Annotated in this window: 14 protein-coding genes; 5 read left to right on the plus strand and 9 right to left on the minus strand. The window is 64.2% G+C overall.

From position 1 onward, the window contains the following. Nucleotides 1-59: 59 nt before the first annotated feature. Both E4P24_RS14885 and E4P24_RS14890 read left to right on the plus strand, forming a co-directional pair. The gene (locus tag E4P24_RS14885) at nt 60-884 is read left to right on the plus strand and encodes a ParA family protein (RefSeq protein WP_115803814.1); all 825 of its coding nucleotides are present in this window, start codon (nt 60-62) and stop codon (nt 882-884) included. Next, nucleotides 877-1,455, plus strand: coding sequence for a hypothetical protein (locus E4P24_RS14890; protein ID WP_188148696.1), 579 nt, complete (start codon nt 877-879; stop codon nt 1,453-1,455). Before E4P24_RS14885 ends, E4P24_RS14890 begins: the two co-directional genes overlap by 8 nt. 605 nt (nt 1,456-2,060) lie before the next feature. On the opposite strand, the gene E4P24_RS14895 is transcribed toward E4P24_RS14890, so the two are convergent. Beyond that, nucleotides 2,061-3,311 (minus strand): orc1/cdc6 family replication initiation protein, encoded by a 1,251-nt coding sequence (locus E4P24_RS14895; protein ID WP_004040991.1) that lies wholly within the window; start codon nt 3,309-3,311, stop codon nt 2,061-2,063. 1,032 nt (nt 3,312-4,343) lie between these two features. Here E4P24_RS14895 and eif1A point away from each other — a divergent pair. Beyond that, the gene (gene eif1A / locus E4P24_RS14900) at nt 4,344-4,628 is read left to right on the plus strand and encodes a translation initiation factor eIF-1A (protein ID WP_013035036.1); all 285 of its coding nucleotides are present in this window, start codon (nt 4,344-4,346) and stop codon (nt 4,626-4,628) included. A 186-nt stretch (nt 4,629-4,814) separates the two neighbouring features. On the opposite strand, the gene E4P24_RS14905 is transcribed toward eif1A, so the two are convergent. From E4P24_RS14905 to E4P24_RS14935, 7 genes are all read right to left on the minus strand, one after another. Beyond that, nucleotides 4,815-5,291, minus strand: a complete 477-nt coding sequence (locus E4P24_RS14905; protein WP_004040989.1) for a YbaK/EbsC family protein — start codon at nt 5,289-5,291, stop codon at nt 4,815-4,817. 62 nt (nt 5,292-5,353) lie between these two features. Further along, a complete protein-coding gene (locus tag E4P24_RS14910) occupies nt 5,354-6,469 on the minus strand; it encodes an aminotransferase class V-fold PLP-dependent enzyme (RefSeq protein WP_004064723.1) in 1,116 nt (371 codons plus the stop codon). 6 nt (nt 6,470-6,475) lie between these two features. Beyond that, nucleotides 6,476-7,825, minus strand: a complete 1,350-nt coding sequence (locus tag E4P24_RS14915; RefSeq protein ID WP_188148697.1) for a M20 family metallopeptidase — start codon at nt 7,823-7,825, stop codon at nt 6,476-6,478. A gap of 164 nt (nt 7,826-7,989) precedes the next feature. Beyond that, nucleotides 7,990-8,430 (minus strand): type IV pilin, encoded by a 441-nt coding sequence (locus E4P24_RS14920; protein ID WP_115891612.1) that lies wholly within the window; start codon nt 8,428-8,430, stop codon nt 7,990-7,992. Nucleotides 8,431-8,668: 238 nt separating this feature from the next. Further along, complete coding sequence (locus E4P24_RS14925) at nt 8,669-9,103, minus strand: type IV pilin (protein WP_188148698.1); 435 nt, start codon at nt 9,101-9,103, stop codon at nt 8,669-8,671. A 238-nt stretch (nt 9,104-9,341) separates the two neighbouring features. Continuing rightward, a complete protein-coding gene (locus E4P24_RS14930) occupies nt 9,342-9,773 on the minus strand; it encodes a type IV pilin (RefSeq protein ID WP_115803810.1) in 432 nt (143 codons plus the stop codon). A gap of 422 nt (nt 9,774-10,195) precedes the next feature. Further along, nucleotides 10,196-10,564: a hypothetical protein gene (locus tag E4P24_RS14935; protein ID WP_004040984.1), complete on the minus strand. Its 369-nt coding sequence runs from the start codon at nt 10,562-10,564 to the stop codon at nt 10,196-10,198. A 171-nt stretch (nt 10,565-10,735) separates the two neighbouring features. Here E4P24_RS14935 and E4P24_RS14940 point away from each other — a divergent pair, with 171 nt between their 5' ends. Then, complete coding sequence (locus E4P24_RS14940; protein WP_004040983.1) at nt 10,736-11,152, plus strand: VOC family protein; 417 nt, start codon at nt 10,736-10,738, stop codon at nt 11,150-11,152. A gap of 84 nt (nt 11,153-11,236) precedes the next feature. Here E4P24_RS14940 and E4P24_RS14945 read toward each other — a convergent pair whose 3' ends face one another. Further along, complete coding sequence (locus E4P24_RS14945) at nt 11,237-12,886, minus strand: PAS domain-containing sensor histidine kinase (protein WP_188148699.1); 1,650 nt, start codon at nt 12,884-12,886, stop codon at nt 11,237-11,239. Between the two features lie 200 nt (nt 12,887-13,086). Between E4P24_RS14945 and E4P24_RS14950 the strand changes: the two genes are divergently transcribed. Further along, on the plus strand, nt 13,087-14,151 hold the full coding sequence (locus E4P24_RS14950; RefSeq protein ID WP_188148700.1) for an iron transporter: 1,065 nt from the start codon (nt 13,087-13,089) through the stop codon (nt 14,149-14,151). The last annotated feature ends 59 nt before the right edge of the window (nt 14,152-14,210 follow it).

The raw sequence follows: 14,210 nt of genomic DNA on the forward strand, positions 1-14,210 counted from the left end.
AGACACAGTGTAGACTGTGTACAATTTGTAAACATCGCGTTCCGCGGGAGGGCAGATAGGTGTCGCGAGCCGTGAGCGTCTCCCTCCAGAAGGGCGGGGTCGGAAAGACGACGATAGCCATCAACCTCGCCGACGCACTCGCCGCGCGGGGGAACGACGTGCTGTTGGTGGACCTCGACCAGCAGGGGAACGCGACCGAGGGCGTCGGGCTGAAAGACGACTACGAGTCGTCGGAGCCGAACATCGGCGACGTGCTGACCGACGACGACCCCATCGACGTGCGCGAAGTGATACGCGACCGCGAGGGCTTCGACGTGCTCCCGTCTCACGTCGACCTCGACGACATCGAAGACCGCGTTCGGAACTCGACGTTCGGCATGCTCTGGGTCCGTCGTCGAATCGTCGACCCGCTTCTCGGCGACGACTACGACTACATCGTCATCGACTCGCCGCCGAGTCTCGGCCCGCTGTCCGACGCGGCGCTCATCGGAACCGGGAACGTCGTCGTCCCGCTCCTCATGAGCGAACCGAGCGTGAGCGGCTTCGAACGGATGTTCGAACAACAGATCGGCCCGATTCGCCGCGAGGTCGACCTCGACATCCTCGCTATCGTCCCGAACGACCTCACCGGAAACAACGAGGAAAAACGAATCATCCGCGACCTCGAAGACTCGCCCTTCGAGCAGTTCATCCCGCCGTTCGCCCGCTCGGACCTGTTCGACGACCCCGACTCCAAGGGGCCGGGCATCAGACACCGAATCGCGTTCAGTCGCGCCTGGCGCGACGGGAAGACCCTCCGAGAGTACGACCCGTCGAACGACATGTTAGACCGACTCGACCGGCTCGCGGAAATCGTCGAGCACGGAGGGACCGACGATGCCTAAGGAGAACCGATTCGCCGGCCTCGGCGAGGCGATGGAATCCGAGTCAGAGTCGAGCGAGGAGGAGACGCCGAGCGAAGACGCCACCGACGCACCCGAGAAGTCGGAACCTGAACCGGAGCCCGAATCAGAATCCGAATCGAAGCCTGAATCTGAGTCAGAATCGGAAGCCACGAGCGAGAGACGGGACGACGAGACCCAGAGACACGGCGAGAGTGGTAACGGCGACAGCGAGAGTAGTGAGACCGGCGAACGCGACGACGAAAACGAGGAGACGACCGAGTCGAGCGCGGCGGAAGACGGTGCGGAACGCGCAGACGAAACAGAACAGGCGACGGAGACGGCGGGCGGCCCGGCGTTCGAGTTCGAGGCGACGACCGCAAAGAGCATCTACGTCCGAACCGCGACGCTCGACCGACTTGACGACGCCGAGTTCGAAGTCGAGTCGCTCCTCCGCCGAGAACACGACGTGCGCGACCTGACCGGCCGCGAGTTCCACGACGCGCTCGTCCGCGTCGCCGCCGAGTACCCCGAAGAAATCGTCGATGCCGTCCTCGAACGTCGCAACGAGTGACGCGTGGCAAACGAGTCCGGGGAGACCGTACGGTGATGGCGCGGAGCGGGACAAACGAGCGCTGGAAGAGACAGTAAAACCGTTCCAGACATCGGAAAAACAGCGGACAACGTGGTGTTCGAGACCCGTGGTCCGTCGACTGCCGACTGACCAGCGACAATCGACGACGAATCCGAGATAAGAGATAAGCGACTGGCGAACACCGCCGCGTCCGCTGTTGTCACAGCCCCGAGACCGCAGGTCGATTTTACACGGTGAAAACGCGACATCGAACACCAGTATGTCCGCTGTTGTGACGATGACGAGCCGCACAGAGCGTCGCTACCGGGGAGATAGCTCGTCGTGGGCGGACGGTCACACCACGATGTCCGCTGTTTCAGTAGTCGGCTAACGTTGCCGGATTACTGCGGACAGAGTGGTGTTCCGACTGGTCGGGACTGAACCGAGCGGTCGGCGCACCCGACCGAGCCACGTTTCCGCAGAGCAGGTCAACGACCAGTCGTGCCGACGCCGCCACGGGGAACTGTTCCACCGAAACCGGATGTGCCACCGAAACCGGATGCGAGGCCACACCACGATGTCCGCGGTACTGAGCGTCGACCTACCTACTGCTCGATGAAGTCGTCGAGCGTGCTCGTTTTGTCGCCGTCGAGGAAGGGTTCGACCGTCTCGTGAACGCCGACGAGTTCGATGGTGTCGCGCATGGCCGAAACGATAAGTCCGACGTCCATATCGAGGGCGTATTCGCGGTACGTCCCGCCGCGTCGACCCTCGTTTCGCTCGGTGACGGAGACGATACCGAGCATCGCGAGCTCGCTGAGGTGGTCGCGCATCCGCCGCGGGACGAGCGGGTCGCGGTTGGCGAGTTCGGTAAACCGGGTGTAGCGGGGGCGAACGTCGCGGGAGCGAATCGGCGTCTCGTCTTCCAGTTCGAGCGTCAAAAGCGAGTAGAGCACGAGGTGGCCGTGTTCGGTCAGTCCGTTGATTCCCTCCTTGATGCGGCCGCGTTCGAGGGCGCGTCGGCCACGTTTGACGTGCTCTTCTTCGATGCGGTCGGTGTCGTCGTCGCGGGCCAGGTCGCCGGCTTTCATCAACAGGTCGATAGATTGGCGGGCGTCCCCGGCGTCTTTCGCTCCGTAAGCGGCACAGAGCGGTATCACCTCGTCGGAGAGGACGCCCTCGCGGAACGCCACTTTCGCGCGCTGTTCGAGGATGGCTCGGAGGTTCTTGGCGTTGTACGCCGGGAAGTGAATCTCCTGTTCGCACAGGGAGCTTTTGACCTTCGGCGAGAGGTCGTCGCGGAACGAGAAGTCGTTGGAGATGCCGATGAGTCCGACCTTCGCCGCGTCGAGGTTCCCATTGGCCCGCGCTCGCGGAAGTTGGTAGAGAATGCTGTCGTCGTTGACGTGGTCGATTTCGTCGAGGACGATGATTATCGTCCCGCCGCAGTCGTCGAGTTCCTGCCAGAGCATCTCGTAGACGGAGCCGAGCGGGTAGCCCGTCGTGCTGATCTGGTTCGACTCCGACCGGAACTCGTTGACGAGGCGGGTCGCAATCTGATACGAACTCGTGAGTCCGTCGCAGTTCAGGAAGACGACGGTGAGGTGGATGTCGTCGTAGTGGCTCGCGTCCTCGCGGAGGTGACCGAGTAAGTACCGCGACGCGGCGGTCTTGCCGACGCCGGTCTTCCCGTAGAGGAAGATGTTGTTGGGCTGTTCGCCGTTGATAACCGGTTGCAGCGCAGCCTGGAAGGTACGGAGTTCCTCGTCACGCCCCACGAGTTCCTCGGGTTGGTAGTCCTCGCGAAGGGCGTCCCGGTCCCGATAGATCTCGGTGTCCCGCTCGAATAGGGGCATACTACCACGGTTCGACCACTTCATTGATAAAACCACCGCGTCCGGAGTGTCCGCTGTTCTCGTTCTTTATATACTTAGGCGGGAACACACCCCCTCCACTTTGTCCGCTGTTCTGGGAGACGACGGTAACCGGTGGAACAAGTGGACGGGTTTGTTTGTCTTGATATAGAGAAAGATTTATAATACTATAATTTAAACTAAGTCCGTAATACAGGCAACTATACTAGTTATATAGTAGCTGTTTGAGGACGGCTTGTTTTATTCGATCATCTATACATCTAAACTAACCTTCCCGATTGGAAATCCGTGGAAAAGAGCCGTCTCACGCCGACGGGGGGTACCGCTTCGCACCGAGAACAGCGGACAAAGTGGTGTGAGTGTTCGCCGTCTCACCAGCCGACTCGTCTTCACACCCACATTCGTCGAGAACAGCGGACAACGTGGTGTCTGTGTCAACACTCACCGAACACATCTCGACCGCTCGTCGACGCGGGTCGTCACACAATCGCGTGGTTTGTCTCGTCCGGTCGAGTCGACCGACTTCGTCGCTCGCCTTCGGTTACCGACGGAATCCGTTCTCCGTGGTTCTCTGTGACTCTACGAAGCTCCGTGAGTCGGTAAAAGCGTCTTTTTAGGAGCTGACACGACGAACAACTGCGGACATAGTGGTGTTGTAGGGGAATCGTGGATGGCCTCGTCAAATCGTGAACGACCTCGTCACCGCCTGCTCTCAGCGACGACTCAGTGTCGACTCAGTGACCACCCAACGACGAACCGGCGATGGCCGACCGCGAACATGGCCGACCGCGAACATGGCCGACCGCGAGCGAGGCCTCCAACGGAATCACCAACGAAACCTCGAACAGTGTTTGTGGGTCGTTGTCACGACGTATCTCCCTCTCTTGGCGGCCAATCTGTCGGAAAACAGCGGACAACGTGGTGTTCGAACCCCCAACCATCCAGTTTCAACGCCGTGACATTTGCTATCACGAGTATCCGATAAGTTATCCGTCTCCGTCCCCGAGCAAGAATGTGAGTGAAAATCAAGGGCGTCGAAACCTTCGAATGCCCAACGACAACGAGCTGTTCGCAGTCGTCACAGAGCACAACGGTGGCAACCACGTCCGAATCCGCTGTGAAGACGGAAAGAACCGCATGGGCCGCATCCCCGGCCGCATGAAGTACCGCACGTGGATCAACGAGGGCGACGTCGTGCTGGTCGAACCGTGGGACTGGCAGGACGAGAAAGCCAACATCGAATGGCGCTACACCGGCGAGGACGCGGACCAGCTTCGGCGCGAAGGCCACATTCAGTAATCATTTTCTCCGAAAGGAGAGTTTATCTCGCCTGACGACCAGCCGCGGCTCTACGATAATCTCGGAGTTTCTCTCCAGCGATACTCACTTCGCGTCGACCGACCAGAACAGCGGACATAGTGGTGTTGTTCTCGTCGCGGTCCGCGGCGGACCGTATCGGGTGTCCGCCTCGATTCTGCGTTCGCCTCACTCGAACACGTCGACGAACCGCGGCGCGGAAAGCGCCCGCAGGTCGTCCGGCGTGAGTTGGAACACGGCTTCGGGAGTTCCCGCAGCGGCCCAAATCCGGTCGAACGACTCGAACGTCGGGTCCGCGAGGACGGGACAGTCGGTCGCGTGGCAGGTCGGCGGTACGCCGCCGATGCTCCAACCGGTCGCCGCTTTCACTTCGGAGGGGTTGGCGCTTCGAACCGAGCCCTGTTCGGCATCGAACTCGGAGCCGAGCGAGGCTTCGTCGACGCGGTTCGCACCGCTCGTGAGGACGACGACCGTCTCGTCGCCCACGCGCATCACGATGCTCTTGACGATTTGTGCGACGTCGCAGCCGACGGCCGCAGCCGCGTCGTCGGCCGTCTTGGTTCCCTCGGGGAACTCCTCGATGGTCGCTTCGAAGCCGTGAGAATCGCGTACTTGGTCGGCAAACTTGCGTGCCGTGGGATGCATGCCCAGGGCTTCTGCGTCGGTGGATATGAACGTTTACCGCCGTGGCAGATACTGCGCTGCACTCACCACTCCCCGTCGAGTCCGTCGCGAAGCGCCGCCACGTCCGACTCGTCGTTGAAGTTGTGGAACGACGCGCGGACCGCCGTCGGTTCGGGAAGCGTCCGGACGACAACCCCCGCCGATTTGAGCCGTTCGACCGTCCCCTCCGGGTCAGGGACCTCGAAGGAGACGAGCCCCGACTCCGGGTCGTGCGGACTCAACAGCCGTCCCTCCGGGACGGTTTCGATGAACCGGCCTGCGAGGTCGCGCACGTGTTCCTCGGTTCGGTCGAGGCCGACGCGCTCGGCGATATCGATAGCCTCTCGGAGCGCGACGTGCGGCGCGGGGTTGGTGGTTCCGACCTCGAAGCGTTTCGCTCCGGGCGCGAAGTCGAGCCCGTCGGCGTTCGGCTCCGTGACGCCGCGGTAGCCGACGGCGTGGGGTTCGATGCCCTCCGCGACTTCGCGACGGACGTAGAGGAAACCCGCGCCCCACGGCCCGAGCAGCCACTTGTGGCCCGCGCCGGCGACGATGTCTGCCCCCCAGTCGTCCACGGCGACGGGGTACTGGCCGAACGACTGGACCGCGTCGACCACCGACAGCGCGCCGGCGTCGCGGGCGATGTCGGTGAGTTCGCGCACGGGGAGCCGCGTCCCGTAGTTCCACGTTAGGGCGCTGAAACAGACGAGGTCGGCGTCGCTGACGGCCTCGGCGTACTGGTCCATATCGAGCCGCCCTGCCTCGCTCTCGACGACGCGGACTTCGACCCCCTCGCGTTCGAGTCGCCGCCACGGGAGGATGCCGGCCGGGTGTTCGAGGTCGGTTCGGACGACCACGTCGCCCGGCTCCCAGTCGAGCGCGGTGGCGATGCGGTTGATGCCGTCGGTGGTGCTCTGGGTTAGTGCCACCTCCTCCGTTTCGGCACCGATGAACGCGGCCACGTCCTCGCGGACGGCCTCGTAGGCGTCGAACGCGGTCGGATACGGTCCGTCGTCGCCCGGCGACTCGTACTCGTGGTATTCGAGAAAGTCGGTCGCACGCTCCACGATGGGGCGCGGACTCGGGCCGTGCGCGCCGGTGTTGAGATACGTGACGTCGTCGAGGGCCGGAATCGTCGTTCGGAGTTCGTCGGGTGTCATAGTGCGTTATCGGGTGTCATCGGAGGTGTTCTCTCGTCGGTCGCGCCGCGAAGGAGTCGTGTCTGCTGGTGATACGCCCGTCGAATCAAACGTTCTGGTACCACTATCGAATTGCCGCAACAACTCGTCGGGGAGGCGGGCGTACACCTCGGCGTCTTCGACGAGCGCCTCGACGGTGGTGAACTCGTCGACCGCGTGCGCCGTCTCGGTCCCCAGCCCGAACTCGACGGTCGGGACGCCGGCGTTTCGCATTCGCTTCGCGTCGCCGCCGCCGGTCGCGCTCCGGCGGTACACACGCCCGCCGGTGACGCCTTCAGCGACCGAGACCACGGCGTCCGCCAGCGCGCTGTCGGGGTCTTCGAACGTCCCGACCGACCAGTCCGCGTCCGAAGTCTCGACGCCGTCGTGACCGGCGACGACCTTCCGAACGCGGTCGAGCACCGCCGCCGTCTCGACGCCCGCCGTCACGCGAATATCGAGCTTCGCCCGCGCCGCGTCGGGGACGACGTTCACCCGGTCGCCGCCCGAGAGGACGCCCAGATTGACCGACGGCCGCTCGAACAGCTCTCGCGCCGCATCCGCGCCGAATCGCGGCGCGTAGTACTCGACGGACTCGTCGACGAGCGCCCGCACCGCGGGGTCGAACTCGAATCGGTAGTCATCGAGCGTCGATTCGATGTCGCTCACGGCGCGGTAGAGCCGGTGAATCGCGTTCTCACCGAGCATCGGTCGGGAGCCGTGGGCGGCGGTCCCCGTCGCTTCGAGTTCCAACCAGATGCTTCCCCGGTCCGCGACGGTCACCGAGTGGCGGTCGCTCTCGCAGGTCGTCTCGCCGATGACGCAGGCGTCCGCGGCGAGCCCGCGCCGGTCGAGAAGCGTCGGCAGCCCCGCGCTCCCGGCGACTTCCTCGTCGCTGACGAACGCGAACACGAGGGTCGTCGACGGCACTGTGTCGGTTTCGACGTACGCGTTCGCCACCGCGAGCATCGCGGCGACCGCTCCCTTCATGTCGGTCGCGCCGCGCCCGTAGAGCCGGTTTCCCGCCCGTTCACCGAGCGGGTCGCGCGTCCACTCGCCAGCATCGAACGGGACCGTATCGAGGTGCCCCAGCAGGACGAGCGTCCGGTCTGTCGCGCCCGGGAGCGTCGCCACGAGATTCGGCTTTCTCGGGTCCGAGGTGACGCGTTCGGCCTCGATACCGAGGTCGGCAAGGAACGATTCGACCCACGACGCGAGGTCCCGCGTGTCTCCCGGCGGGTTCTGCGTGTCGTGGCCGACGAGCGTCGCCGCGAGGTCGACGACGTCCTCGCGGTGCTCGCGGAGGGAGGCGACGACGGCGGGTGGGTCGCTGGACATGGACTCTCTGTCCGGATGTACGTACTGACGACGAATAAGTTTGTGCTAAAAATACAATATTGGTGGGGCGAGATACGGGTGCCTCTGTGGGACGGGTCCGAAAGAAATCGTCACTCCGAGTGGTGGAGGGTGGGGTGGGATGGGATGCGGTGCTGATTCCGGTATCAGGCGTTGTAGGTCCACCGCTGGAGCGTCGCGGAGTTGGAGCCGGATTCGGAGGTCCAGACGACGCGGACTGTGTCGCCGTTGGCAAAGCCGTCCTCGTCAGTGTCTTGGACGACGACGGACTCACCCGCGCTGATGGTGTCTGAGCCGAGGGCCGACCACTTGTTTGCCTCGCCATCAACGGTGACGTTGATGTCGCCAGCGATGGTGACTAAATCGCCGTCAATCTGCGCGCCGCTTTCGTGCGTAATGGTCAGTTCCGTTCCGTCGTAGTCGAACGTGAAACTCGCTTGGGGAGCGGTGTCACCGACCTGGTCGCCGAGACCGAGGACGAAGGTGCCGATGACGGCCGCGAGGATGACGGTAATCGCGACCATGAGGATGACGCCGATGACCGGCGAGACTGCGCGAGACTCCGTGAACATTGTCTTGATTTGCATAGTTGTTTCTCCTAGGTGTGCCGGACGAGAGGCGACCGTTGAGAAAAATACGAATCGGTCCTCGAACGCCTGCGTTCTAACCTAACAGATTGTCTGACGTTCTCCGATGATATAAACTAGTATTGAGAAGGCGTTTCACGTCTCATGCGTGATTCGTACCAGAATCGGCTGGTGCTGTCGCTCACGGTGTAACGTTCGAAAAAATCGAGGTTCGGTTGACTGTGTCGCCGCGGACCGTTTAGTGCGTGTACGTTTGCAGGGTCGCGGAGTTGGAACCGGATTCGGAGGTCCAGACGACGCGGACTGTGTCGCCGTTGGCAAAGCCGTCCTCGTCAGTGTCTTGGACGACGACGGACTCACCCGCGCTGATGGTGTCTGAGCCGAGGGCCGACCACTTGTTTGCCTCGCCATCAACGGTGACGTTGATGTCGCCAGCGATGGTGACTAAATCGCCGTCAATCTGCGCGCCGCTTTCGTGCGTAATGGTCAGTTCCGTTCCGTCGTAGTCGAACGTGAAACTCGCTTGGGGAGCGGTGTCACCGACCTGGTCGCCGAGACCGAGGACGAAGGTGCCGATGACGGCCGCGAGGATGACGGTAATCGCGACCATGAGGATGACGCCGATGACCGGCGAGACTGCGCGAGACTCCGTGAACATTGTCTTGATTTGCATAGTTGTTTCTCCTAGGTGTGCCGGACGAGAGGCGACCGTTGAGAAAAATACGAATCGGTCCTCGAACGCCTGCGTTCTAACCTAACAGATTGTCTGACGTTCTCCGATGATATAAACTAGTATTGAGAAGGCGTTTCACGTCTCATGCGTGATTCGTACCAGAATCGGCTGGTGCTGTCGCTCACGGTGTAACGTTCGAAAAAATCGAGGTTCGGTTGACTGTGTCGCCGCGGACCGTTTAGTGCGTGTACGTTTGCAGGGTCGCGGAGTTGGAACCGGATTCGGAGGTCCAGACGAGGCGCACTTGGTCGCCGTCGTCGAGAGTTTCACCGGTGTCGAGGTCCACAACGATGGTGTCACCGGCGTTCATGCTGTCGTCGGAGCCATCATTCTTCGAGATGACTGGCGACGATAGGTCAGACGGGATGACGACGCTCAGCTCGTCGCTGGCGATGGAATCACCACTCTCGTGCGTGATCGTGATTTCCTGTGCACCGTCGTAGTCGAAGCTGAAACTCGCCTGCGGGGCGGTGTCACCGACCTGGTCACCGAGACCGAGGACGAAGGTTCCGATGACGGCCGCGAGGATGACGGTAATCGCGACCATGAGGATGACGCCGATGACCGGCGAGACTGCGCGTGATTCGCTAAGGAATTTCTTGATATCCATTGTTCTACCCAGGGCCGGCCTCTGACCCACCTCGTGCCCACCTGCACGGGACCGCGAGCGGCCACATGTTCCGGCTCCTGTTGGCCTTCCGTATGTTCCGGATATATTTAATTTCGCAGCGACTTACCGGTCTATTCGAGGGGTTAGGGCGCTCCTAACCGTCGAATTCGGGATTTAAGCCGTTCCATCCCACCTGCGTACCATCCGCAGGGGAGGTCGGTGCTGAACCGCCGACCTGACGCGCTACACACGCGAATCCGACTCTCTCGCTCGCGCGACGCACTCGCTCGAACTGTTGCGCTCCCGATTTCTGCGGACATGGTGGTGTGGGTTCGGGAGGGTGTCGGCCGCGGCGCGCGTCCCATACGCGTCGCTCACGCGACTCGAAACGCGGGGGCGGTCGAAAACGTCGGGAAAACGGCCTACTGGGAGGCGTTCCAGAACCGCGGCGTCGACTCGAAATCTATCTTCGCGTCGGAGGGCGCGCGCTCGTAGAGCGCGTCGTGGACGGCCTCGTAGGCCGCGCGCGGGCCTTCCTGTGCGAGTTTCGGGTGGTCGCGGGTGTCGAAGACGACGCGCCACGTCCCGTTCGTGAGGTGCAGTCCGAGGATATACTTCCCGCGGACGTTCACGACCAGTTGGTAGGCGTGCTGGACCGTCTCGCCGTCGCGTTCGATGTTGTAGCCGCGGACGGCGACGGCCTGCTGAATCGCCTCCTTCGTCTCGAGTTCGGCGACGAACGATTTGGGGACGGCCCGTCCGGGGAGCGACTCGACGAACGGTTCGCTCACGGTCGCACCACCTCGCGTCGCGCACCTCTCGGTTCCATCGTATCCTCTGTTGGCGGCCGAGCGGGTATATGCGATACGGTCTTCGCCGGCGCGGGTCCGGACACCGACCGACTCGCGTCGCCCCGCGTTCCGAGCGAAGCGCCTTTGAGGCTCTGCGCGCGCAGACGAACCGTGAACTCCAGCGCACACCACGTCGGTCTCACCGTCCGCGACCTCGATTCGACGCTCGAATTCTACCGCGACGCGCTCGACCTGCCGGTCGTCTCTCGCTTCGAAGTCGGCGGCGAGGAGTTCGCCACCGCCGTCTCCGTCGACGGCGCGTCGGCGCGCTTCGCCCACCTCGACGGCGGCGACGTGCGCGTCGAACTCGTCGAGTACGACCCGGTCGGCACCGACACCGACGAACCGACGCTCAACCGTCCCGGTGCGACCCACCTCGGGCTCTCGGTCGAGGACGTCGACGCCGCGGTCGCTCAACTCCCGGCCGACGCCGAGACGCTCAGCGAACCGCAGACGACCGAAACCGGCACGCGAATCGCGTTCGTCCGCGACCCCGAGGGGAACCTCGTCGAACTCCTCGACGCCTGACCCGGCCGCTTCGTTCGACGGGTTCGCCGCTCGAAACTCGCCGTTGAATTGTTCTCGAACTGCAATACTAGGGCGCTGGTGTGGTCACTCATCGGTCGAAAACCACGCCCGCGGCCGCTCCGACCCGATTGGAAGCTTCAGCGTCACGGCCGTCCCCCCGAGGGAAGACGGTTCCAACTCCATGCTCCCGCCCGCTTTCTTGACGACCCAGTGGACCAGCCACAGGCCCATCCCGGTCCCGTGTTCGAGCGGCGTCTCCTCGCCGCGCTTGATGACTCGCCACTCCTCGTCGGGGATTCCCGGCCCGTCGTCGTCGACGCGCACGACGAGTTTCGAGTCGTCGGCTTCGGTTCGGCGCACGTCGATACGGACCGTTTCGCCGCCGTGTTTGAGCGCGTTCGCGATTAGCTCGTCGAGCGCCGCGCCGACGCGGCTGTCGACTCGCGCGTAGAGCCCCGTCTCGATGTCCGTCCGCACCGCCGCCTCCGGGTACGTCGATTCGGCCCTCGACACGGCGTCTTCGACGAGCGCCGAGACGCGTCGCGGCGTTCCCTCGGATTCGAGGGCGTCCGAGACCGTCTGCGCCTTCTCGGAGAGCGACGCGAGGTCGTCCGCCGCCTCGACGATGGCCTCGGCGGCCTCGGCGAGTTCCTCGTCGGTGTCCGTGGCCTCGTTCTGGCGAATCAGCTCCGCGTAGCCCTCGATGACGTTCATCCGGTTTCGGAGGTTGTGCCGGAACATCCGGTTGAGGACGCCGAGTCGCTGTCTGGTCACCTCCGACTCGGTGACGTCGGACTGGATGGCGACGTAGCCGTCGATGTCGCCGTTGCTCTCGATGGGCGCGATGGTCTGTATCGCGGTGTAGAGCTCGCCGCTCTTCCGTCGGTCGATGATTCGCTCTTGCCACGTCTCGCCGGACTGGAGGGCGCGCCACAGTCGCTCGTAGTACGTCTCCGGCATCTCGCCCGAACTGAGTATCGACGCCGGTTCGCCGATGACCTCCGCGGCGTCGTAGCCCGTCGTCTCCTCGAACGCCGGGTTGACGTACGTAATCTCCCCGTCCGGCGTGGTGAGGTAAATCGCGTGGCCCGCCTGCTCGACGGCCTGCTCGAACTCGCGGAGGCGGCGCTCCCGCCGCTGCTGTTCTGTCACGTCGACGAAGACGCCGACGACTTCGGCCACCTCGCCGTCGGCGTCGCGGACGACCGCCGTCGAAAGCCGAAACTCGCGGAGGTCGCCGTCCGCCGGCTGTCGCTCGACTTGAACGTCCGAGAGGCCGTTTTCTGCGATGGTTCGCCGGATAATCTCCTCGCTATCCTCGCTGTCCGCGCCCGCGTCGTAGGGGAGCGGTCCGCCGAGCACCTCCTCGCGCCCCCAGCCGAACGTCTCCGTGGCGGCGTCGTTCCACCTCGTCACGCGCCCCTCCGGCGTGACCGCGATAATCGGCACCGGCGACGCGGCGACCACGGTCCGAAGCTGGTCCAGCGACGACCGAACCGACGCCTGCTGGCGCTCGATACGACGGTTCTTTCGGGAGACGAGCGCCCAGACGAACGCGGTGGAGACGGCGACGAACGCGAGTCCCTTGACGAGTTCGGCCTCGGGGGCCGGGGGCGCACCCAGCGTGGCCGACAGGAGTAGCTCGCCGCCGAGGATGCCCGCGGTCCCGAAGCCGAGATACGCCAGCGCGATGGCGCGGGCGTCGAGACCGTCGAGCGGCGAGTCGTTCATCATCCGAACGGAGCGCGAGCGAAAATATAAACGTGGTGCGGTAATCCGGGAGTTGATAACGACGGCACCACCCCTCGAAACCCGACGCGGAAGCGCAACCGACATTGCCACCGGGCCGCTAGCACGGGTGACTCCCCGCTTCCCGAGACGCACGACATCGTACCCATGCCCACCACGAGCCGGCGAGACGCCATCGAGACACCATGAAACGACGAGACGCACTCAAGACACTCGGCATCGGCGCACTCGCCGCCACCGCGGGCTGTCTCGGCGGCTTCGAACAGCAGTCGGCGTGGCGCGACCCGCCGCTCGTCGACGACCGCCCGGACGCGGTCTACCTCCCCGCCGTCACCGAAGGGATGAAGATGTACGGGAAGACGACCGCCGGCCCGTACGGCGTCGCGCTCACCTACTCGTACCCCCATCGCTTCTGGACCGCCGCCGGCTCCGACCTCGGGAAGACCGTCGTCGAGGCCGACGACTCGATTCACCTCATGGCGTCGCTGTGGGACGCCGAGACGGGGACCGTCCTCCCGCTGGACGCCGGCGTCTCAATCGAGATTCTCCGCGACGGCGACCTCGTGAGCGAGGAGGTCGCCTACCCGATGCTCTCCCAGCAGATGGGGATGCACTACGGCTCGAACTACGTCCTCGACGGTGAGGGCGACTACGAGGCCCGCGTGCACGTCGGCGGCACCTCGCTTTCCCGAACCGGCTCGTTCGCCGGCCGGTTCGAGTCGGCCGAGACGGCGACGTTCGAGTTCGCGTTCGACACGGACGACCTCTACGACGTGGAACTGCGCCGCCTCGGCGACGAGGCCGGGTCGCGCGGCGCGGTCCCGGCGATGGAGATGATGGGCGTTCCGACCGGCAAAGCCCCCGCCGTCAGCGACCTTCCCGGTCGCCACCTCGGCCGGCAGACGAGTGCCGACGCCCTGTTCGACGCCTTCGTCGTCGACGACGGCTCCCGGTTCGGCGTCGACGGCGCGTACCTCTACGTCTCGGCGCGGACGCCGCACAACGAGTTCGTCCTGCCGATGATGGGCGTTCGGGCCACGCTCGAACGCGACGGAACGACGACCCTCGACGGCGCGCGACTCGCCCGGACGCTCGACCCCGACCTCAGCTACCACTACGGCACGGGCGTCGAGGCCGTCGAATCCGGCGACGCGCTGACGCTCTCTGTGGACGTGCCGCCGCAGGTGGCCCGCCACGACGGCTACGAGACGGCGTTCATGGCGTTCGAGCCGATGCGGTTCGAGGTCTGAGGTGTCGCTTCGTCGCCGCTTCACCCCCCGTCGGGCGACCGGGGCACCCCGACGCGGAC

The sequence above is a fragment of the Haloferax sp. AS1 genome (assembly GCF_014530665.1).
GTDB lineage: Archaea > Halobacteriota > Halobacteria > Halobacteriales > Haloferacaceae > Haloferax > Haloferax volcanii.